Annotated in this window: 20 protein-coding genes; 10 read left to right on the plus strand and 10 right to left on the minus strand. The window is 72.1% G+C overall.

The features are described 5' to 3' along the window. From J2X55_RS13120 to modA, 3 genes are read right to left on the minus strand one after another with little or no spacing between them, the layout of a single operon-like run. Entirely contained in the window at nucleotides 1-1,044 is a 1,044-nt protein-coding gene (locus tag J2X55_RS13120; RefSeq protein ID WP_309823930.1) for an ATP-binding cassette domain-containing protein, read from the minus strand. Beyond that, nucleotides 1,041-1,820, minus strand: coding sequence for a molybdate ABC transporter permease subunit (modB, locus tag J2X55_RS13125; protein WP_309823931.1), 780 nt, complete (start codon nucleotides 1,818-1,820; stop codon nucleotides 1,041-1,043). Before modB ends, J2X55_RS13120 begins: the two co-directional genes overlap by 4 nt. Next, nucleotides 1,817-2,575, minus strand: coding sequence for a molybdate ABC transporter substrate-binding protein (modA, locus tag J2X55_RS13130; RefSeq protein WP_309823932.1), 759 nt, complete (start codon nucleotides 2,573-2,575; stop codon nucleotides 1,817-1,819). The genes modB and modA overlap by 4 nt, the downstream gene beginning before the upstream one ends. Nucleotides 2,576-2,756: 181 nt before the next feature. On the opposite strand from modA, the gene J2X55_RS13135 reads away from it, so the two are divergent. Both J2X55_RS13135 and J2X55_RS13140 read left to right on the plus strand, forming a co-directional pair. Beyond that, nucleotides 2,757-3,596 (plus strand): helix-turn-helix transcriptional regulator, encoded by an 840-nt coding sequence (locus J2X55_RS13135; RefSeq protein WP_309823934.1) that lies wholly within the window; start codon nucleotides 2,757-2,759, stop codon nucleotides 3,594-3,596. A gap of 90 nt (nucleotides 3,597-3,686) precedes the next feature. After that, on the plus strand, nucleotides 3,687-4,598 hold the full coding sequence (locus J2X55_RS13140) for an SDR family oxidoreductase (RefSeq protein ID WP_309823935.1): 912 nt from the start codon (nucleotides 3,687-3,689) through the stop codon (nucleotides 4,596-4,598). A 58-nt stretch (nucleotides 4,599-4,656) separates the two neighbouring features. Here J2X55_RS13140 and J2X55_RS13145 read toward each other — a convergent pair whose 3' ends face one another. Beyond that, complete coding sequence (locus J2X55_RS13145; RefSeq protein ID WP_309823937.1) at nucleotides 4,657-5,052, minus strand: TOBE domain-containing protein; 396 nt, start codon at nucleotides 5,050-5,052, stop codon at nucleotides 4,657-4,659. A gap of 164 nt (nucleotides 5,053-5,216) precedes the next feature. On the opposite strand from J2X55_RS13145, the gene moaA reads away from it, so the two are divergent. Genes moaA through J2X55_RS13170 form a run of 5 tightly spaced genes read left to right on the plus strand, consistent with a single transcriptional unit; the run spans nucleotide 5,217 to nucleotide 9,169 of the window. After that, nucleotides 5,217-6,398, plus strand: coding sequence for a GTP 3',8-cyclase MoaA (gene moaA / locus J2X55_RS13150; protein WP_309823939.1), 1,182 nt, complete (start codon nucleotides 5,217-5,219; stop codon nucleotides 6,396-6,398). Beyond that, nucleotides 6,395-7,165, plus strand: coding sequence for a HesA/MoeB/ThiF family protein (locus tag J2X55_RS13155; RefSeq protein ID WP_309823941.1), 771 nt, complete (start codon nucleotides 6,395-6,397; stop codon nucleotides 7,163-7,165). Before moaA ends, J2X55_RS13155 begins: the two co-directional genes overlap by 4 nt. A 14-nt stretch (nucleotides 7,166-7,179) precedes the next feature. After that, nucleotides 7,180-8,403, plus strand: coding sequence for a gephyrin-like molybdotransferase Glp (gene glp / locus J2X55_RS13160; RefSeq protein ID WP_309823943.1), 1,224 nt, complete (start codon nucleotides 7,180-7,182; stop codon nucleotides 8,401-8,403). Then, complete coding sequence (moaC, locus tag J2X55_RS13165) at nucleotides 8,400-8,936, plus strand: cyclic pyranopterin monophosphate synthase MoaC (RefSeq protein WP_309823945.1); 537 nt, start codon at nucleotides 8,400-8,402, stop codon at nucleotides 8,934-8,936. Before glp ends, moaC begins: the two co-directional genes overlap by 4 nt. Continuing rightward, on the plus strand, nucleotides 8,933-9,169 hold the full coding sequence (locus J2X55_RS13170) for a MoaD/ThiS family protein (RefSeq protein ID WP_309823947.1): 237 nt from the start codon (nucleotides 8,933-8,935) through the stop codon (nucleotides 9,167-9,169). Before moaC ends, J2X55_RS13170 begins: the two co-directional genes overlap by 4 nt. A 415-nt stretch (nucleotides 9,170-9,584) precedes the next feature. On the opposite strand, the gene J2X55_RS13175 is transcribed toward J2X55_RS13170, so the two are convergent. The 3 genes from J2X55_RS13175 to J2X55_RS13185 form a co-directional block, all read right to left on the minus strand. After that, nucleotides 9,585-10,013, minus strand: coding sequence for a molybdenum cofactor biosynthesis protein MoaE (locus J2X55_RS13175; protein WP_115919407.1), 429 nt, complete (start codon nucleotides 10,011-10,013; stop codon nucleotides 9,585-9,587). After that, entirely contained in the window at nucleotides 10,010-10,492 is a 483-nt protein-coding gene (locus J2X55_RS13180; RefSeq protein ID WP_309823949.1) for a MogA/MoaB family molybdenum cofactor biosynthesis protein, read from the minus strand. The genes J2X55_RS13175 and J2X55_RS13180 overlap by 4 nt, the downstream gene beginning before the upstream one ends. A gap of 62 nt (nucleotides 10,493-10,554) precedes the next feature. After that, complete coding sequence (locus tag J2X55_RS13185; protein ID WP_309823951.1) at nucleotides 10,555-12,168, minus strand: SDR family oxidoreductase; 1,614 nt, start codon at nucleotides 12,166-12,168, stop codon at nucleotides 10,555-10,557. 132 nt (nucleotides 12,169-12,300) lie between these two features. Here J2X55_RS13185 and J2X55_RS13190 point away from each other — a divergent pair, with 132 nt between their 5' ends. After that, nucleotides 12,301-13,782 (plus strand): MFS transporter, encoded by a 1,482-nt coding sequence (locus J2X55_RS13190; protein ID WP_309823953.1) that lies wholly within the window; start codon nucleotides 12,301-12,303, stop codon nucleotides 13,780-13,782. A gap of 66 nt (nucleotides 13,783-13,848) precedes the next feature. Here J2X55_RS13190 and J2X55_RS13195 read toward each other — a convergent pair whose 3' ends face one another. The 3 genes from J2X55_RS13195 to J2X55_RS13205 form a co-directional block, all read right to left on the minus strand. Beyond that, nucleotides 13,849-15,813, minus strand: coding sequence for a helicase HerA-like domain-containing protein (locus tag J2X55_RS13195; RefSeq protein ID WP_309823955.1), 1,965 nt, complete (start codon nucleotides 15,811-15,813; stop codon nucleotides 13,849-13,851). Between the two features lie 10 nt (nucleotides 15,814-15,823). Continuing rightward, nucleotides 15,824-16,522 (minus strand): phosphatase PAP2 family protein, encoded by a 699-nt coding sequence (locus J2X55_RS13200; RefSeq protein WP_309823956.1) that lies wholly within the window; start codon nucleotides 16,520-16,522, stop codon nucleotides 15,824-15,826. A gap of 111 nt (nucleotides 16,523-16,633) precedes the next feature. Beyond that, nucleotides 16,634-17,971 carry a multidrug effflux MFS transporter gene (locus J2X55_RS13205; protein ID WP_181906513.1) on the minus strand — a complete coding sequence of 446 codons (1,338 nt, stop codon included), beginning with the start codon at nucleotides 17,969-17,971 and terminating at the stop codon, nucleotides 16,634-16,636. A gap of 231 nt (nucleotides 17,972-18,202) precedes the next feature. On the opposite strand from J2X55_RS13205, the gene J2X55_RS13210 reads away from it, so the two are divergent. After that, a complete protein-coding gene (locus J2X55_RS13210) occupies nucleotides 18,203-18,910 on the plus strand; it encodes a DUF3105 domain-containing protein (RefSeq protein ID WP_115919417.1) in 708 nt (235 codons plus the stop codon). Next, on the plus strand, nucleotides 18,910-19,581 hold the full coding sequence (locus J2X55_RS13215; protein ID WP_115919419.1) for a DUF305 domain-containing protein: 672 nt from the start codon (nucleotides 18,910-18,912) through the stop codon (nucleotides 19,579-19,581). Before J2X55_RS13210 ends, J2X55_RS13215 begins: the two co-directional genes overlap by 1 nt. Nucleotides 19,582-19,895 lie beyond the last annotated feature (314 nt).

Below are 19,895 nucleotides of genomic sequence, written 5' to 3' on the forward strand. Positions count from 1 at the left end.
TCAGGATGCCGCGACGAAGCGGACGCGCTCCGGGGCGACGCTCACGCGCACCGCGTCACCCGGGCGGATCGTCGCGGCCTCGGCCGGCGGCACCTCCGCCGCACCGTGATCGGTGGCCACCCGCACGCCCGTCGGCGTCGGCTCGAGGTGGACCACCGTCGCCGGAACCCCCTCGCCGAGCCGCGCGTCCACCGCGCGATACACCGCGGCGAGCGGGACGCCGTCGACCGCGGCGAGAGCGAGCGAGGCGGCATCCCTCGCCTCCAGGCGCAACGCACCCCGCACGAACGCTCCGCCCCGCGCCACCCCCTCGAGTCGCTCGAGCCCCGCGATCCGCGCCGCGACGTCGGTGGCGGGCGCCGAGAGCACCTCGCGCACGGGCCCCTCCTGCGTCACCCGCCCGCGTTCCACGATGACGAGCCGGTCCGCGAGGGCCGCGGCATCGATCGCGTCATGCGTGACCGCGACGGTCGTCACCCCGGCGAGACGCTCGCGCAGCATCGCCCGGATCTCGGAGGCCGTCACCGCGTCGAGCGCGACGAGCGGTTCGTCGAGCAGCACGACCCGGGGCTCGGCCGCGAGCGCCCGCGCGACGGCGACGCGCTGCTGCTCCCCGCCCGACAGCTGCGCGGGGCGCCGGTCACCCGTGCCGGGGAGCCCCACGCGGTCCAGCCACTCGTCGGCTTCCGCCCGGGCACGGGATGCCGGTACCCCGGCCGACCGCGGACCGAAGGCGACGTTCTCGCGCGCGGTGAGGTGCGGGAACAGTCGGGCCTCCTGACCCAGCAGCACGATCCCGCGCCGCATCGGGACCGTGCGCAGCCGCGGCGCACGGTCGAGCACCCGGCCGTCGACGGAGATCTCCCCCTCGTCGAGCGGGGTGAGCCCGGCCAGAGCACCGAGCAGGGTGGATTTTCCGGCACCGCTGCGCCCCATCACGGCGACGGTCTCCCCCGGGGCGACGTCGAGCGCGATGTCGACGACGAAGTCACGGCGGCGTACCGCGATGCGGGCGCGGAGTTCCGCGGCATCCGGGATCGTCATCTGCCCACCCCCGGCCGCCATCCGCGCACGAGCAGCAGCACCGCGACGGCGGTGATGAGCAACAGCAGCGACAGGGCCACCGCGGTGCCCTGCGAGACGCCCGCCCCGTTGAAGGCGGTGTAGATCGCCAGCGGCATGGTCTGCGTCACCCCCGGGCGGTTGCCGGCGAAGAGCGCGGTCGCGCCGAACTCTCCGATCGCTCTGGCGAAGCACAGCACGACCCCGGCGACGATGCCGGGGGCCGCGAGCGGAAGGGTGACGCGGCGCAGGATCGTGGCCCGGCTCGCCCCGAGCGAGGCGGCGGCCCGTTCGAACTCGACGCCGGTGCTGCGCAGCGCCCCCTCGACCGCGAGCACGAGGAAGGGCAGAGCGACGAAGACCTGCGCCAGCACGACCGCGGGGGTCGTGAACGGCAGGCCGAGGAAGCCGAACCAGCCGTTGCGGCCGAAGAGGTAGAGCAGGGCGACACCCCCGACCATCGGCGGCAGGACGAGCGGCACGGTGACCAGCGCCCGCAGAGCAGCCGCAGCGCGGGCGGGACTGCGCGCGATCAAGAGGGCGAGAGGGATGCCGACCACCGCGCACACGACGGTGGCCACGGCCCCGGTGCCGAGCGACAGGGCGAGGGCCGAGAGCGCGGCCTCGGAGGTCACGTCGCTCCACAGCGTCGCCCACTCCACGCGCGCCACCAGCGCGGTGAGCGGGACGAGGAGGAAGAGCAGGCCGGCCACCGCCGGCACGATCAGCCAGCGGGGGACGTATCCCGCCTCGCTCACGGCGCGCGGAACCCGGCGTCCGCAAGCACCCGCTGCCCGTCCTCGCCGAGGACGAAGGCCACGAACGCGGCGGCGGCGTCGGGGTTCGGGGCGCCGGTCAGGGCGGCGATCGGATAGCGGTTGACGACCGCGTCCGCACCGGCAGGAACGATGGTCTCGACGTCGTCGCGGCCGTTGACGTCGGTCGCGTAGACGAGACCGGCGTCGGCCTCGCCGGCGGCCACCTTGGTCAACACCGCGGTGACGTTCTGCTCCGAGCTTGCGGGCGTCACACGCACGCCGGCGTTCGACAGGAGGGTCGCCGAGGCGGCGCCGCACGGCACCTCGGGGGCGCACAGCACCGTCGTCACGCGGGCGAGATCCGCGAGGGTCGCCACAGCGCCCGGGTTGCCCTTCGGGACGGCGATCACGAGGGTGTTCCCGGCGAACAGCTGGGGGTCGGGGGCCTGCGCCGCCACCTTGGACATGTTCTTCTCGTCGGCAGAAGCGAAGACGTCGGCCGGAGCGCCTTCGCCGATCTGCGTCGCAAGGGTGCTCGACCCGTCGTACACCGCGCTCACCGTGACGCCCGGGTGGGCGGCTTCGAACGCGGAGGCGATCTCGTCGAACGAGCGCTGCAGCGACGCCGCGGCGTACACCTCGACGGTTCCCGAGAGCGCGTCCTCGGATGCCGCGGGCGCGGGCGCCGTGCTCGTGCATCCGGCGAGCAGGACGGCGGCGCCGACGACGGCGAAGAGGCGGAGGGGGCGGCGCATGGTGGTCCTTTCGGCGCGGCCGGCGGCCCGCTGACGTCCTATTATTCCGCATTTGCGGACTCACGGCCCTGATACGTCCGTTTTCGCCCCGGAAGACGCGCAGGAGGCGACGAGGGGTGGACCGACGAGTCCTGGCACGCCGGCGACCGACGCGATAGGAACGGGGGATGCGAGGAACACCGTGAGCGACCTGCCGAGCCTGGGCGACTTCCTCCAGCGCCGACGCGAGGCCCTGCAACCCGAGGACGTCGGTCTCGCGCGCGGCGCGCGGCGGCGCACGGCGGGCCTCCGTCGCGAGGAGGTGGCCCTGCTCAGCCACATGTCCACTGACTACTACGCGCGCCTCGAGCGCGGCACCGGACCGACCCCCTCGGAGCAGATGCTCACCGCTCTCGCGCAGGGCCTGCACCTGAGCCTCGCCGAGCGCGATCACCTCTTCCGTCTCGCGGGGCACCGGCCACCGTCTCGCCACTCGGGGACCGAGCACGTCAGCCCCGGCATGCTCCGCATCCTCGATCGCCTCGACGACACTCCCGCCGAGATCGTCACCGAGCTCGGCGAGACGCTGCGTCAGAGCCGTCTGGGCATCGCCCTCCTCGGCGACGCCGCGCTGCGGACGGGGCCGGCGCGGAGCATCGGCTACCGCTGGTTCACCGACCCCGCCTCCCGGGCCGCGTACCCGGCCGACGAGGCCGCCAACCTGTCGCGCGTCTACGCCGCGGGCCTGCGCGAGATGATCGCAGCGCGGGGCCCGCAGTCTCGCGCCGCCGAGCTGGCCGACGACCTCCGCGCCCGCAGCACGGAGTTCGCCACCCTGTGGGACACACACGAAGTGGGCGCCCGACCGCCCGAGGTCAAGAGGTTCCACCACCCCGAGGTGGGCCACCTCGACCTGTCGTGCCAGACCCTGCTCGACCCGGATCAGTCCCACCGGCTGCTCGTCTACACGGCGCAGCCCGGCAGCGAGAGTGCCGAGAAGCTGCGCCTGCTCGCCGTGATCGGATCGCCCTCGGTCCGCTGACGGGTGGATCGCCGATCAGCGGGTGAGCGCGCACTGGTCCCCTCTCCGCGGGGACGGGAGCATCGACGTATCGACGCGAAAGGACCGATCATGTCCCCCACCTCCTCCCCGCTCCGCGGCCGCCTGGCCCTCGTCACCGGTGCCAGCGACGGCATCGGGACGGTCATCGCGACCCGTCTCGCCGGTCTCGGCGCCGAGGTCGTCCTGCCCGTCCGTTCCCCCGAGAAGGGGCATCGCGCGCTCGACGCCCTCCGTCGGGAGGTTCCGGATGCCGTGGCCTCGACCCGTCCCCTCGACCTGGCGGACCTGGGCTCGGTGCGCGCCCTCGTCGAGGCACTGCGGTCCGAGGGCCGGCCCGTGCACCTGCTGGTCAACAACGCCGGCGTCATGACCCCGCCGACACGCCAGGAGACCGCCGACGGCTTCGAACTGCAGTGGGGCACGAACCACCTCGGTCACGCGGCGCTCACCCTCGGCCTCCTGCCGCTCCTCCGGGAGGGCCGCGCGCGCGTCGTACACCAGACGAGCATCGCCGCGCGACGAGGCCACTTCGACGAGGGCGCGATCGACGCAAGCCCGTACGACGCCATGGCCTCGTACGTGCAGTCGAAGATCGCGGTCGGCCTGTTCGCCGAAGAGCTGCGGCGCCGCAGCGGCGCCGAGGGGTGGAACGTCACCAGCACCCTCGCGCACCCCGGAGTCTCGCCCACCAACCTTTTGGCCGCTCAGCCCGGCGTCGGCCGCGAGCGCGAGCTGGGCGCGCGCCGGGTCATCCGGGTGCTCTCGCGCCTGCACATCACCGGCTCCGTGGCATCCGCCGCCGAACCCGCCGTGCTCGCGGCGACCGCCACCCCCGCGCAGGGGACGTTCTTCGGACCCTCGCGGCTGATCGGCGGCCCGGCGCGTCCCTCGCCGCTCTGGCCGCCGTTCTCCGACGCCGCCGACGCTCGCCGTCTGTGGGAGCTCACGGTCGACGCGATCGGGCCGCGCTTCGCGGGGTGAGGCGATCGCACAGCCCTCGCCCGGCCGGCTCGACGCGGTCGCGTCGAACATGTGTGTCTCAGCCGCGCGGCGCCTCGACCGTGACAACCGTCGCCTTCACCGAGGCCACCGCCAGAGAGCCCGGCTCGAGCGCGAGCTCCTCGGCCGCCTCGGCCGACATCAGCGACACCACCCGGTGCGGTCCGCACTGCAGGTCGACCTGAGCCATGACCCCGTCGATGCGCACGCGCGTCACGATCCCGACGAAGCGGTTGCGCGCGCTCGAGGCGATGCCGGTCGGATCGTCCGGTTCGTCGGCGAGCGCGACGGCCCGCTCGGCCAGCGCCGCCCCGGGGATCTCGGTCGGCGACGTCCCGGTGGTGGGCAGCGCGCCCTGATCGATCCATCGACGCACGGTGTCGTCGCTGACTCCGAGCAGGCGTGCGGCTTGCGCGATGCGGAAGGTGTGCGGCATCCCTCGAACGTACCCCCGCCCTCGCGACGCGAGCCGGCTCCACCGCGGGAGGAAGCGCGCCCACGGGAGGATCGCCGGGCCGAAACCGTCCTCCCTCCCCCGAATCTCCTCCCCCGCGCGCTCGCGCCGCCCTCCCCCACCCCGTGCTGACCTAGGCTCGACCCATGGATGCCGAGCACGCGAGCGCGACACGAGGGCCCGTCGCCGTGGCACTCGGCGCCACCGTGACCCGCGCGTCCGGTGCCACCGTTCTCCCCGCAACCGGCGCACCGGCCACCACGGCCCCCGGTGCGACCTCGCTCGCCGCGACGGGCGCCCCCCGCGAGGGCGGCCTGCTCGACCGCTTCGGCCGGGTCGCGACCGACCTGCGCGTCTCGGTGATCGACAAGTGCAACCTGCGCTGCACGTACTGCATGCCGGCCGACGGGATGCCGTGGCTCCCGCAGGCGCAGCTGATGTCGACCGACGAGATCCGCCGCATCGTCCGCGTGGCGGTGCAGTCCCTCGGCGCCGAAGAACTGCGCATCACCGGCGGCGAGCCCCTCGTCCGCAAAGACCTCGAGTTCATCATCGCCGGGATCCGCGAAGACAACCCCGACCTGCCGATCGCCCTGACCACGAACGCCGTCGGGCTCGACCGCCGCGCCCAGGCGCTCAAGGACGCGGGGCTCACGCGCCTGAACGTCTCGCTCGACACCCTGCATCCCGAGACCTTCGCCGAGCTCACCCGCCGCCCGCACCTCGACAAGGTGCTCGCGGGCCTTCAGGCCGCACGCGCCGCGGGCCTCGGGCCCATCAAGATCAACGCGGTGCTCCTGCGCGGCATCAACGACACCGAGGTCGTCCCCCTCGTCGACTGGGCGGTGACGAACGGCTTCGAGATGCGCTTCATCGAGGACATGCCCCTCGACGGCGACCGCTCGTGGTCGGCGACCAACGTCATCCCCGCGCGCGACATCCGGGCCGCGATCGAAGAGGGCTTCACCCTCACCGCCGACCCCCGCGGCCGCGGCGCCGCTCCCGCCGAGCGCTGGGAGGTCCGCCGCCCCGGCGAGACCGAGGTCGCGGGGCACGTGGGCATCATCTCGTCGGTCACCGAGCCCTTCTGCGCCGCGTGCACGCGCACCCGTGTGACCGCGGACGGCAAGGTGCGCTCGTGCCTGTTCTCGCACGAAGAGACCGACCTGCTCTCGGCCCTGCGCGCGGGCGCCGACGACGAGGGTGTGGCCCAGATCTGGCGGGATGCCATGTGGGCCAAGCCCCGAGCCCACGGTTCCGACCGCGTGGGACTCGCGCGGCCCGACTTCGTCCAGCCCGAGCGCACGATGAGCGCGATCGGCGGATGAGGCCGCTCGTCGAGCCGGTGGCATCCCTCGCCCCCGAAGAACTCATCCGCACCGCCCGTCATGCCGTGCTCGCCGGGATCGGCGAGGAGGGACAGCGTCGCCTCGCCGCCGCACGCATCGCCGTGGTTGGCGCGGGCGGCCTGGGTTCGCCGGTGCTGCTCTCGCTCGCGGCCGCGGGGGTGGGCGAGCTCATCGTGATCGACGACGACACCGTCGAGCGCACCAACCTGCAGCGCCAGCTCGCGCACCGCGTCGCCGACATCGGCACCGCCAAGACCGCCTCGGCCGCCCGCGCCGTGCACGATCTCTCGCCCCTCACCGTCGTGCAGGAACGCTCGGTACGACTGACCTCCGACAACGCCCGCGATCTGCTGCACGGTGCCGACCTCGTCATCGACGGGAGCGACACCTTCGACACGCGCGAGGCCGTCGCCGCGGCCGCCGAAACCCTCGGCATCCCGCTCGTCTGGGGAGCCGTGCAGGAGTGGGCGGCGCAGGTCACGGTGTTCTGGTCGAATCCGCCCGAGGGCCACGCCCCCGTCGTGCTCGGCGATCTCTTCCCGCCCGGGTCCGCGGGCGAACCGCCGACGTGCGCGCAGGTCGGCGTTCTCGGCTCGCTCTGCGTGCAGGTCGGCGGGCTGCTGGCGACCGAGGCCATCAAGCTCGTGACGGGCGCCGGTGAACCCCTGCTCGGCCGCCTCGTCGTGGTCGACGCCCTGCGCGCACGACAGGATGTCATCGCGCTCACCCCCGCCGTTTCCCCTTGACCCCGGAGGCCCCGATGACCCCGCTGCTCACCGTGGAGGAGCACCGCGCCCGCGTGCTCGCCGCCGTCTCGGTCCTGCCCGTCGAGACGGTCCGCCTCGCCGACGCGTCCGGTCGGACGCTCGCCGAGCCCGTGCTCGCGGCGCACGACCTGCCCGGCTTCGACAACTCGTCGATGGACGGCTTCGCGGTGCGCTTCGCGGATGTCGAGAGGGCGGATGCCGAGAACCCGGCGACCCTGCGCGTGGTCGATGACCTGCCGGCCGGGTCGTCGGCCGACCCGTCCTTCGGCGAGGGCGAGGCGGTGCGCATTATGACCGGTGCTCCGGTTCCGGCCGCGGCCGATGCGGTCGTCCCTTTCGAGGACACCACCGGCGGCCTCGCCGATTCCCTGGAGACCATCGAGGTGTTCCGAGCCCCCGCCGCGGCGGGAGCGTTCATCCGCCGTCGGGGCGGTGACACCCGGGCGGGCGACGTGGTGCTCGCGGCCGGCGAACGATTGGGCCCCTTCGCCCTCTCCGCCGCTGCGGCCTCCGGTGTGGCCGAACTCGTCGTGCACCGCCGCCCCCGCGTCGCCGTCGTCTCCACGGGCAGCGAGCTGGTCGCTCCCGGCACCCCTCCGGGGCGGGGGCAGACTCCGGACTCCAACTCGACGCTCCTGGCGGCTCTCGTCGCCGACGCCGACGGCGACGTGACGGTCATCGCCTCCGTGCAGGACGAGGCGAACGCGATCCACGCCATCCTCGATCACGCGGCCGAGGCCGATGTCGTGGTGTTCACGGGCGGTGTGAGCGCCGGAGCCTACGAGCCGGTGCGCCAGGCCCTCTCCGACCGCATCGCCTTCGAGAAGGTCGCCATGCAGCCCGGCAAACCGCAGGCCTTCGGCGTCCTCGACGACGGTCGCCTCGTCTTCGGCCTCCCCGGCAACCCCGTGAGTGTCGCGGTGTCGTTCGAGGTGTTCGTGCGCCCCGCTCTGCTGGCCCTCCAGGGGCGTACGGTGCTCGATCGGCGTCTCGCCCGGCTCACGGCATCCGAGAGCTGGACGACGCCGCCCGGCCGACGCCAATACCTTCCGGCGGCGATCGACCTCGTCGAAGGCACGGTCCGCCCCGCGACGGCCGGCGGTTCGGGCTCGCACCTGGCCGCCTCCCTGGCCCGCGCCCAGGCCTTCGCTATCGTCCCCGCCGAGGTGTCCACCGTGTCGGTGGGCGACCCGCTCGATGTCATGCTGATTCCATGAGCTTCACCCACCTGGACGCCGCGGGCCACGCCCGCATGGTCGACGTCACGCTCAAGCAACCCACCGTCCGCACCGCCAGCGCGCGCGGGTTCGTGCGGTGCGCTCCCGACGTGATCGCGGCCCTCCGCGACGGAACCGCCCCCAAGGGCGATGTGCTCGCGGTGGCGCGGATCGCCGGCATCCAGGCCGCGAAGTCCACCCCGGCTCTGCTCCCCCTCGCACACGTCATCGGTGTGCACCGCGCCTCGCTCGACCTTGAGATCACCGACGAAGGCGTCGAGATCGAGGCCACCGTCGGCACCGCCGACCGCACCGGCGTCGAAATGGAGGCGCTCACGAGCGTCTCGGTCGCGGCGCTGGCGATCGTCGACATGGTGAAGGGCATGGACAAGGGCACCTTCATCGAGAACGTGCGCATCGTGTCGAAGACCGGCGGCAAGTCGGGCGACTGGTTGCGCCCGGGCGAACCCGGAGTGGGCCCGTCCGCGACCGCTCCCGGCGACGTGCCGGCGACCGAGGGGGAACGCGCGTGAGCGTGCGCGTGCGATACTTCGCCGCCGCGGCCGAGGCGGCGGGGACGGATGCCGAGGACCGCACCGAAGCGACCCTGACCGCCCTGCGCACCGGCGTCGTCGCCGACCACCCCGCGCTCGGCGGCATCCTGGATCGCTGCGCCGTGCTCGTCGACGGCACCCGCCATGACGATGACGCTCCGCTCGCGGGCGTCACGCACGTCGACGTGCTCCCGCCCTTCGCCGGCGGCTGAGCCCGCCCCGCGGTCGCTCGGGCCCCGCCCGCCGCACCGAAATCGGAGATCCACACCGAAATCGGACACAGGTCCGCAAGGCATCCGATTCCGACGCGACCATCCGGTTCTGACGCCACGATCTGTCCGACGCGATCATCTGTTTCCGACGCGACCATCCGGTTTCGCGGCGCCAGCCCGGCCGCGCCACGACCGCACCGAAATCGGAGATCCGCACCAAAATCGGACGCAGGTCGCCGAGTCATCCGATTCCGACGCGACCATCCGATTCCGCGGTGCCAGCCCGGGCCACCCCGCGCCCGCACCGGAATCGGAGATTCGCACCGAAATCGGACGAGAACCCCCACGGCATCCGATTCCGCTGCGCATCTCCGATCCGGCGAGCGCTGCCGAAAGCCTGCGACGCGCGCCGCGCCTAGCCCCCGAGGCCCTTCCACTCGGTCGTGCCGTCGGCCTCGACCTGGCGCTTCCACACGGGCAGGTCGGTCTTGATCGTCTCGATCACGGTGCGGCACACCTCGAACGCTTCGGCACGATGACCGGATGCCACGGCGATCACGACCGCGGCCTCGCCCACGCCCAGCCGGCCGACGCGGTGGCTGACGGCGACGATCGCGTCGGTGCCCGCGGCCGCCGTCTCGGCGAGGCGGTGCAGGGTCTGCTCGGCGTCGGGGTGCGCGCTGTACTCGAGCGCGACGACCGCGCCCGACGCGTCGGGGTCGATGTCGCGCACGCGACCGACGAAGGTGGTCACGGCTCCCGACGACGACTCCTCGACGGCGTCGAGGTGCGCGTCGAGATCGAGCGGGGTCTCGGACAAACGGGCGATGCGGACGGCACTCATGCGTGGTCTCCTCCGGAGAGCTGGTCGAGGATGTGCGGGGCGAGCTCGGCGACGACGGCGATCCCGGATGCCACGGCCCGCGTCGACCCGGGAAGGTTCACGACGAGCGTGCCGGGGTCGACGATGCCCGCGAGTCCCCGTGAGATCACCGCCATCGGGGTGTCGGCGAGCCCTCGACGCCGCAGTTCCTCGGCGATACCGGGCAGCTCGCGATCCAGCACGCGGGCGGTCCCCTCGGGCGTGCGGTCGGTGGGGGCGATTCCCGTGCCACCCGTCGTGACGACGAGCCCGGCGCCCTGCGCGACGAGATCGCGCACGGCCCGCTCGACGCTGTCGGCGCCGTCGGGCACGACCACCGGGTCGGCGCAGGCGAACCCGGCCTCGCGCAGCAGCGAGACGGCGAGCGGACCCCCGCGGTCCTCGCGCAGGCCCGCGGCCGAGCGATCGGAGACGGTCAGGACGCGAGCGACGTGGGGCACGCCGCTCAGCCTAGGCGCTAGGCCCACCGCCGCGGCGGGCTGGTGCTCGCCGGCGGGAATACCTAGGACGAGGGCGCGGCGGTCGTCTCGACTTCGGCGATCTCGGGCGCGATGCGGCCCGCCTTCGCCTTGGGCTCGAGATCCTCACGCTGGACGTGCTCGGCCGCGGCCGTGATGCGCCGGGCCATGCCGCTGAAGATGAGCCCGTGAAAGGGCAGCACCGCCAGCCAGTACAACCGGCCCGCGAGTCCGGTCGGGAAGAACAGGGCCCGCTGATCGAACCGCGCACCGGAGCCCTCGGGCGACGCGCGCAGTTCGAGCCAGGCGCCGCCCGGCACCTTCATCTCGGCTCGCAAGCGCAGCAGGTGCCCCGGCTCGATCGCCTCGACGCGCCAGAAGTCGAGGGCGTCGCCCACGGTCACCACCGAGCGGCTCCGACGCCCGCGGGCCAGGCCCACGCCCCCGACGAGTCGGTCCATCCAGCCGCGGATCGCCCACAGCAACGGCGAGGAGTACCACCCGTTCTCGCCACCGATGCCCTCGATCACCGACCAGAGCTGCGCGGGGCTCGCTTTCGTGGTCATCGAACGCACGTCGGTGTAGACCAGGCGCCCCGCCCACTCGGGGTCGCTCGGCAGCGGGTCGCTCGGCGCACCCGAGACCTCGGCATCTTGCCAACTCGTCTCGATCGCGTCGTCGTTCACGCGGCCCAACGCCCGGCGCACGGCCTCGCGGTACGGCAGCAGGCCGCCCTCGGGGCGCGGCACGAGATCGTCGATCGCGCGGTCCTTGACGATGCAGTCGTTCTGCAGCGACTCGACGAGCGGCCGGGCGATCGACTTCGGGATGGGCGTGACGAGGTTGACCCAGTGCGAGGCGAGTCGCGGGGTGAGGACCGGCAATGAGGCGATCGCGCGCTGCGGGAGCCCGGCCTCCATCGCGTAGCCGTTCATCATCTGCCCGTAGCGCAGCACGTCGGGCCCGCCGATGTCCACGGCACGGTTGACGTTCGGAGCGACGCGTGCCGCCCCCAGCAGGTAGTGCAGGACGTCGCGCACCGCGATCGGCTGGATACGGTTGCGCACCCACTTCGGCGCGGGCATGTACGGGAGCACATCGGTGAGGTGGCGGACCATCTCGAACGACGCCGACCCCGAACCGATGACGACGCCGGCCTGCAACACGAGAGTGGGCACGCCGCTGTGCAGCAGGATCTCGCCCACCTCGACACGCGAGCGCAGGTGCGCCGAGAGCGTGGCGTCCTCGGGGTGCAGACCTCCGAGGTAGACGATGCGCGAGACGGATGCCGCCGAGGCGGCGTCGGCGACGGTCTGGGCCGCCACGCGATCGGTCGCCTCGAAATCCCGGCCGCTGCCCATCGAGTGGATCAGGTAGTAGAGGACGTCGACGCCGTCCACCGCGGCCCGGACGGCGTCGGCATCGGTCGCGTCGCCCACCGCGGTCTCGACCTCGTCGCCCCACGGGAAGGCCTCGACGCGGCGGGGGTCGCGCGCGAGGACGCGCACCCGATATCCGGCCGACAGCAGTCGAGGAACGAGTCGTCCTCCCAGGTAGCCGGTGGCTCCCAGCACCAGCGCGCGCGGCGCCGATCCATCGGGGCGGGGCTGGGCGATGAGAGCCGGTTCGCGGCCGGTGGGGGCGGAGAGCTCGGTCATGCCCGACACGGTACGCCGGGCCGCCGACATCCCCGGGGGCTTGACGCGACGACTCCCCCGCGTCGGTAGCACACCGCCTGCGCGCACCGACCGGACTGGAAACGAAAGAGGGATCCGGGTAACGGTAGAAGGATGAACGAGAAACCCCCCTCGGCATCCGAAGCCCCCCGACTCGAGGTCGACGACGTCATCGTCGTCGACCAGAAGCGCGTGCGCACCGCCATCGGCGGGACCGTCGTCGGCAACTTCATGGAGTGGTTCGACTTCGGCATCTACGGCTATCTCGCCGTCACCCTGACCGCCGTCTTCGCCTCCGACCTGCCCGACCCCTGGGGACTGCTGGTCACCCTCCTCGGCTTCGCCATCTCCTTCCTCGTCCGCCCCTTCGGCGGCTTCGTCCTCGGTCCGCTCGGCGACCGCATCGGCCGGCAGAAGGTGCTGTTCCTCACGATGGCGATGATGGCGACGGCCACCGCGCTCATCGGCATCCTGCCGACCTCCGCCCAGATCGGACTCTGGGCGATCATCCCGCTGTACCTGCTGAAGATGATCCAGGGCTTCTCCACCGGCGGCGAGTACGCCGGTGCGACCACGTACGTGTCGGAGTTCTCCCCCGACAAGCGCCGCGGATTCTGGTCGTCGTGGCTCGACGTGGGCTCGTACGTGGGTTTCGCCGCGGGTGCCGGCGCCGTCGCCATCACCACCGCGATCGTCACGAACATCTCGGGGCCCGATGCGATGACCGAGTACGGCTGGCGCATCCCGTTCCTGCTCGCCGTCCCCCTCGGTATCGTCGCGATCTGGTTCCGCCTGAAGATCCCCGAGACCCCCTCGTTCGAGCAGACGCACGCCGCCGAGGCCGAGACCGAGATCGACAAGGACGACCCGATGTCACGCCAGGGTCTGACCGGCATCGTGCGCCACCAATGGAAGGCGCTGCTCATCGCGATCGCCCTGGTCGCGGCGACGAACACCGCCGGTTACGCGCTCACGAGCTACATGCCGGTGTACCTCGAGAAGGAGGTCGGCATCTCGAACGTCGGTTCGGCCGTCGCCACCGTCCCGGTGCTGCTGTTGATGTCGGCCATGCTTCCGATCTTCGGGCGGCTGAGCGACAAGATCGGCCGCAAGCCCATCTACGTCCTGGCGGCCGGATCCGCTCTCGTCCTGCTCGTGCCGGCCTTCCTCATCATGCAGATCGGTCAGCTGTGGGCAGTGATGATCGCCCTCGTCCTCGCGGCGGTACCCGTGGCGTTCTACGCGAGCATCGCGGCATCCACTCTTCCCGCGCTCTTCCCCACCGCCTCGCGCTTCGGGGCGATGGCCATCGCCTACAACGTGTCGGTGTCGCTGTTCGGCGGCACGACCCCGCTGTTCAGCCAGGCGCTGATCGACTGGACGGGCAACACGCTCATGCCCGCGTTCTACATCATGTTCTTCGCCGCGTTGGGCCTGGTGGCGCTGATCGCGATGCCCGAGACGGCCAAACGCCCCCTGCTCGGGTCGGTCCCCACGGTCGAGACCCCTGCCGAGGCGAAGGCTCTGGTCGAGCGTCAGGACGATGATCCCCTCCTCGACACGTCCACCATGCCGCTCGAGCTGCACCGCCCGTAACCGGGACGAAAAGGGAACGGGATGCCGAGTCAATCGGCATCCCGTTCCGTTCTCTGCGGGCAGCAGCTAGCGGCGCCGCCCGGTGCCGAACAGCCCGCGGATGACCCCGTTCACGATGCTCTTGGTGGCACCGCGCCCGAGCAGGCCGTCGAGGCCCGCGGTCGGCGTGCTCGTGCGAGAGCGCGGGGCCGCGGTGCTCTTGAGGATCCGTTCGTACTCTCGCTGCGCCTTCTTCTGCGCTTCGGCATTGGCCTTGTCGATCGCCGCTTTCTGCTTGGCGTACTCGGCGGCGCCCGCGGCCTCTTTCTTCGCCCGCTCCGCCGCGTCCTTCGCCGCGCTGGCCGCCTGCATGCGGGCGCCGAGGATCTCGCGCGCCGACTCGCGGTCGATGGGCGTGCCGTAGGTCGAGAAGAGGGGGGATGCCGCCACCGCCGACGCCATCGCTTCGGCGGGGATGGGCGACATCGAGGCGCGCGGTGCGAAGAGGCGCGTCCACGCGACCGGGGTGGGGGCTCCGCGCTCGCTCATCACGGTGATGATCGCTTCGCCGGTGCCGAGCTCCTGCAGGACCCGCTCGAGGTCGTACCCGGACTCGGGGTAGGTGCGCACGGAGGCGCGGAGGGCCGTGGCATCGTCGGGGGTGAAGGCCCGCAGGGCGTGCTGCACCCGCGAGCCGAGCTGGGCGAGCACGTCGCCGGGAACATCCTTGGGCGTCTGCGTGACGAAGAAGACGCCGACGCCCTTCGAGCGGATCAGCCGCACCGTCTGGGTGATCGCGGCGAGGAACGCCTTCGACGCGTCACGGAAGAGCAAGTGCGCCTCGTCGAAGAAGAACACGAGCTTGGGCTTGTCGAGATCGCCCACTTCGGGAAGCGCCTCGTACAGCTCCGCGAGCAGATACATCAGGAATGTGGAGTACAGCTCGGGCCGTGCCGCGACGTTCGGCACCTCGAGCAGGCTCACGATGCCCGCGCCCGTGGCATCCGTCCGCAGGAACACCGAGACGTCGAGCTCGGGCTCGCCGAAGAAGGTGTCGGCGCCGACGGCCGCGAAAGCCACCAGCTCGCGCAGGATGACACCCGCCGTGGCCGCGGAGAGCCCGCCGATGCCCTTCAGCTCCGCCTTGCCCTCATCGCTCGTGAGGTAGGTCAGCACCGCGCGCAGGTCGGAGAGATCGACCAGCGCCAAGCCCTTCTCGTCGGCGTAGTGGAACACGAGGCCCAGGCTCGACTCCTGGGTCGGGTTGAGCCCCAGCACACGACTGAGCAGCAGCGGGCCGAAGCCCGAGACCGTCGCCCGCACGGGGATGCCCGACCCCACGTCGTCGCCGAGCGCGAAGAACTCCGTGGGGAACGAGCGCGCCGACCAGTCCTGGCCGAGAGCGGCGGTGCGCGCGATGAGCTTGTCGCTCGAGACACCCTCGGCGGCCAGGCTCGACAGGTCGCCCTTGATGTCAGCGGCGAACACCGGCACCCCGTTCTCGGACAACTGCTCGGCGAGCAGCTGCAGCGTACGAGTCTTGCCCGTGCCCGTCGCGCCGGCCACGAGACCGTGGCGGTTCGTCATCGCGAGGGGAATGCGGACGGGGACAGATGCCACGGGCCCACCGTTCACGAGCACGCCGAGGTCGAGGGCGGCTCCGGTGGTGGCGTAGCCGGCGGCGATCTTCTCGATCTGCGCGGCGGAGAGCGGGCCGTCGGCGGAGGGTGTGGGGGCCGGGGCAACGGGGGCCGAGGGTGAGGCGGCGGGGGCCGCTCCGCTCTCGGTGATCGACGGCGTGGCCTGCTCCGCCGAGGGAGGCGTCACCGCGGCCCGCTCCTCCGGTGGCACGACCGGCGCCGTGTCGGATGCCGTGTCAGCCGCTCGCTCACGCGCGGCCGCCGCCTCCGCCGCGGCGAGGTCGGCGCGGGCGCGGGCCAGCCGCAGCTCGGCCTCGGCGGCCTCGGCTTCGGCACGCAGACGTGCGAGCTCGGCATCGGCCGCTGACGGATCGTCGGAAGAAACGGAGGGCACGGCCCCGGGCTCGCTCATGCGCGACAGCCTACGACTCGACCGCCGACCCGGCATCCGCCTTGCGCCCCCTGCGGATCGCCAGTCGGTCTTCGTCGCGAGCGCGCAGGCGCGAGAACGCCGCGGCCAGGATCAGCGCCGCTCCGGCGCCGATGAGCGCGCCGCCCGCGGTGTCCGAAAGCCAGTGCGCGTGCAGGTAGGTGCGGCTGAACGCCATGAGCACCACCCAGGCCACGCCGACGATCCGTACCCAGAGGTGCGGGAAGAGCACCGCGGCCACCAGGGCGATGGTCGCCGCGTTGGCCGTATGCCCCGAGGGGAATGACCCGTAGTCGCTGACGATGAGGATGTCCTCGGGTCGCGCCCGACCGAACGTGTGCTTGACGACCTGCACGAGAAGGGCGCTGCCCACCGAGGTGGTGAGGAAGTACAGCGCCGACCATCGCCGACGCGAGAGGAAGAGCGCCAGGGCACCCAGAACCGGCACGATCAGGACGGCGGTGAGATGCCCCCCGACCGTGTCCATCGCGATCGCGAAGACCAGGAGCGGCTGCGAGGGCGCCGAGGCGAACAGCTGGTTCCACCACACGTCGACCGCGAAAGGACTGGGCCCTCGGAAGAAGACCCACGCCCCGAGGGCGCACGCGAGGGCGATGAGCACCACGCCCACCGTGGCGCGCGAGCGCTGCGGGCGCGTGTCGAGCACATCGTCTACGGCAGAGGCATCCATCGCCTCATGATGCCGCGTCGGCGGCGAGGGGGGAATGGGTCGGTCCCGGCAGCGAACCGCCGGGACCGACCTGCTAATGTGTGCGCCGCTGACCGGCGGGCGCGGGGCCGATCAGGGGGCGAGGCGCTCCACCGTGCGCGGGCGCACGAGCAGCCAGAGCGCCAGCACGCCGATGACCGCGCAGCCGAGCATGACCGAGGCCATCGTCGTGGCGGTGATGCCCGAACCGGTGGCGAGCAGGCCGACCAGCGGCGAGATGATCCCGGCCACGCCGAAGTTGGCCGCACCGATGATCGACTGCGCCGTTCCCGCGGCCTTGCCGTGACGGTCGAGGGCGAGCACCTGGGCGCACGGGAACGTGAATCCGCACGCGGTCATGAAGAAGAACAGCGGCACGATGGTGCCCCAGAGTCCCAGGCCCAGCTGATCGGTCAGCACGATGGCGCCGCCGGCGAGCACGAGCACCGCCGTCGAAACAGCCAGTACCCACTGCGGCCCGAACCGAGCGGCGAGCCGCGAGGCCACCTGCACGCCGACGACGACTCCGATCGAGTTCGCGGCGAACAGCACGCCGTACCCCTGCGCGCTGAACTGGTAGGTCACCTGGAACAGGAAGGAGGATGCCGACAGGTACGAGAACAGTCCGCTGAAGGTCATCGCCCCGATGATGAGCACGCCGATGAAGACGCGGTCGCGGAACACGCTCGCGTAGCGCTGCCAGACGGTCGTGGTGCCGGGACCGCCGCGGCGAGCGGGGGGAAGGGTCTCGGGGACGAACAGGATCGCCGAGACGAGCATGACAGCGCCGTACACGGCGAGGACGACGAAGATGCCGCGCCAGTTCATCACCAGCAGCAGGGCGGAACCGGCGAGCGGCGCGAGCACGGGCGCGACACCCGACACCATCGCCATGCGCGAGAGCATCACGACGAGCCGGCGCCCGCCGAACAGGTCGCGGATGATGGCGGCGGCCACGACGCCACCGGCGGCGGCGCCCGCACCCATCAGCACGCGCGCGATCGAGAGGGTCTCGAGAGTCGGCGCCGAGGCGGCGAAGATGCTCGCGGCCACGTGCAGTGCGGTGACCGAGAGCAGGGGAAGGCGCCGGCCGACCTTGTCGCTGAGCGGGCCCACGATCAGCTGACCCAGCGCGAACCCGATCATCGTGCCGGTGAGGGTGAGCTGGATCGCGGCCGCGGTCGTCTGAAAGTCGGCCTCGAGCACGGGGAACGCCGGCAGGTAGAGGTCGATCGTGAAGGGGCCGAGAGCGGTCAGCGCGCCGAGCACGATGATGTACAGCAGGCGGCGGGATGCCGGGATCGCGTCGCCCGGGTGCAGCACGATCGGTGCGGTGGCGGGGTTCTTGCCGATCGCGCGGATCGCGCCGGTGGTCGTCTGCGGGGGCCGGGACGACGAGGGGATGACGGGGTGGGAGGCAGTATCGAGCACGCGTCTGGTTTCGTTTCGCAACACGGACAGCCCGACGGAATCGGGCTGAGAAAAGAGGGGGATCGTCGAACCTCGAATCGATTCGACATCGTCATACTACCGTGGCCGCCCTCCGCTCACCATCCCGGGCTCGCGGGTTCCTCCCAGGCCATCGACCCATTCACCCGCATAGGCTGGGGGCGTCGGCGGCTGCCGATGTGTCCCGCCCCGAAGAGAGACAGAACACAGCGCATGACCTCCCCCTCCGACAAGCGAGCCAGTGGCAACCCCGCCAAGCAGGCGCAGATCGACCTCACCGTCAAGCAGCAGCGCGAGCAGAAGCGGCAAGAGAAGCTCGCCGAGTACCAGAAGCAGGTCGCGAAGCGTAAGCGCGGCAAGCTCGTGTGGTGGGTCGTGGGTTCCACGGCCGCCGTCGCCGTGATCGGCCTCGTCGTGGCATCCTTCGCCTTCGCTCCCGCTCCGCCCACGAGCTACCAGGCCGGCAACAGCACCGGTCGTGAGATCAGCGGCGTGCAGACGTTCGAGAACCGCTCCGACCACGTGCAGGGCACCGTGACGTACGAGCAGAACCCGCCCGCCGGTGGTCCGCACAACCCGATCTGGCTCAACTGCGGCGTCTACACCGAGCCGCAGCAGAACGAGAACGCCGTGCACTCGATGGAGCACGGCGCCGTGTGGATCACCTACGACCCCGAGCGTGTCGATCAGGCCGGTATCGACGCGCTCAAGGCCGTCATGCCCTCCAGCTACGCCCTCCTCTCCCCCTACCCCGGCATGGACACCCCCGTCGCGGTCAGCGCGTGGAACCACCAGCTGAAGCTCGACGACCCGAGCGACCCGCGCATCGCGGAGTTCTTCACCGAGTACTGGCGCAGCCAGAACGCCCCCGAACCGAACGCCGCCTGCTCGGGCGCGATCGACGGTCCGGGCAAGGCCTGATGACCGACGACGCCCCGGTCGCTCGTCCCGCGATCCGCTGGGTCGTCGTCGCCCTCGTCGCCGTCGCGGTGATCGCCGTCGCCTTCGCGGTCGGACGCTTCACGGCGTTCGGCGCGACGGCGGCGCCCGCGCACCCCGGCGAGAACTCCGCCGAAGCGGGGTTCGCGCGCGACATGCAGGTGCACCACACGCAGGCGGTGCTCATGGCGATGGAGATCTACCGCAAGACCGACGACGCCGAGCTGCGCACCCTCTCGTACGACATCGCCACCGCCCAGTCGGGTCAGCGCGGCGAGATGTACGGGTGGCTCGTGCAGTGGGGCCTCCCCCAGTCCTCGAGTCAGCCCTTGATGACGTGGATGGAGAAGTCCGGCGAGCACAGCCACGGCGACACCGCGGCGCTCACGCAAGAGCAACTGCTCGCCGAGATGGGCATGGCCACCGACGCCCAGCTCGACGAGCTGCGCAGCGACGAGGGCCGTCCCGCGGACTGCCTCTTCCTCGACCTGATGATCCGCCACCACGAGGGAGCGATCCCCATGGCGCAGGCGGTCATCGAGCTCGGCAGCGACGCGCGCGTCAAAGAGGTCGCCGGGGCGATCGTGACCGGCCAGTCGGCCGAGCTCGACGCCATGCGCGACATCCAGTCGCGTCTGTCCTGCAGCGCCTGACGCGCTCTCCCGGCCGGCGCGGCTCGGCCGCTGCTCCTCGGCTCCGCCCTGCTCCCGGCCGTCGCCTCGCTCGCCCCTGCGCCCGGTCCGGCCCCGCCCCGGTCGTTGCACGTGTTTTAGTCACGCATAAACGCGATCCGCTCACAGAAACGCGTTCTCCCCGCGTTTACAGGCGCGGATCGCGTTTATGCTCGCCCGCACCACAGCCCGCCCGGCACACCACCCACCGCGGCGCGGAGCCAGCCCGACTCCGGCCCGGGGGAAGCGCTGCGTCGCCGGCATCCGGCATCCGCATCCCGGCAACCCGGCAGCCC

The sequence above is a fragment of the Microbacterium sp. 1154 genome (assembly GCF_031455375.1).
Taxonomy (GTDB): Bacteria; Actinomycetota; Actinomycetes; order Actinomycetales; family Microbacteriaceae; genus Microbacterium.

Excerpts from the sequence above, each read along its gene's own strand:
- J2X55_RS13120 (WP_309823930.1), bottom strand. The coding sequence starts at position 1,044 with ATGACGATCCCGGATGCCGCGGAACTCCGCGCCCGCATCGCGGTACGC.
- modA (WP_309823932.1), bottom strand. The coding sequence starts at position 2,575 with ATGCGCCGCCCCCTCCGCCTCTTCGCCGTCGTCGGCGCCGCCGTCCTG.
- J2X55_RS13140 (WP_309823935.1), top strand. The coding sequence starts at position 3,687 with ATGTCCCCCACCTCCTCCCCGCTCCGCGGCCGCCTGGCCCTCGTCACC.
- J2X55_RS13145 (WP_309823937.1), bottom strand. The coding sequence starts at position 5,052 with ATGCCGCACACCTTCCGCATCGCGCAAGCCGCACGCCTGCTCGGAGTC.
- moaA (WP_309823939.1), top strand. The coding sequence starts at position 5,217 with ATGGATGCCGAGCACGCGAGCGCGACACGAGGGCCCGTCGCCGTGGCA.
- J2X55_RS13155 (WP_309823941.1), top strand. The coding sequence starts at position 6,395 with ATGAGGCCGCTCGTCGAGCCGGTGGCATCCCTCGCCCCCGAAGAACTC.
- glp (WP_309823943.1), top strand. The coding sequence starts at position 7,180 with ATGACCCCGCTGCTCACCGTGGAGGAGCACCGCGCCCGCGTGCTCGCC.
- moaC (WP_309823945.1), top strand. The coding sequence starts at position 8,400 with ATGAGCTTCACCCACCTGGACGCCGCGGGCCACGCCCGCATGGTCGAC.
- J2X55_RS13175 (WP_115919407.1), bottom strand. The coding sequence starts at position 10,013 with ATGAGTGCCGTCCGCATCGCCCGTTTGTCCGAGACCCCGCTCGATCTC.
- J2X55_RS13185 (WP_309823951.1), bottom strand. The coding sequence starts at position 12,168 with ATGACCGAGCTCTCCGCCCCCACCGGCCGCGAACCGGCTCTCATCGCC.
- J2X55_RS13190 (WP_309823953.1), top strand. The coding sequence starts at position 12,301 with ATGAACGAGAAACCCCCCTCGGCATCCGAAGCCCCCCGACTCGAGGTC.
- J2X55_RS13195 (WP_309823955.1), bottom strand. The coding sequence starts at position 15,813 with ATGAGCGAGCCCGGGGCCGTGCCCTCCGTTTCTTCCGACGATCCGTCA.
- J2X55_RS13200 (WP_309823956.1), bottom strand. The coding sequence starts at position 16,522 with ATGGATGCCTCTGCCGTAGACGATGTGCTCGACACGCGCCCGCAGCGC.
- J2X55_RS13210 (WP_115919417.1), top strand. The coding sequence starts at position 18,203 with ATGACCTCCCCCTCCGACAAGCGAGCCAGTGGCAACCCCGCCAAGCAG.
- J2X55_RS13215 (WP_115919419.1), top strand. The coding sequence starts at position 18,910 with ATGACCGACGACGCCCCGGTCGCTCGTCCCGCGATCCGCTGGGTCGTC.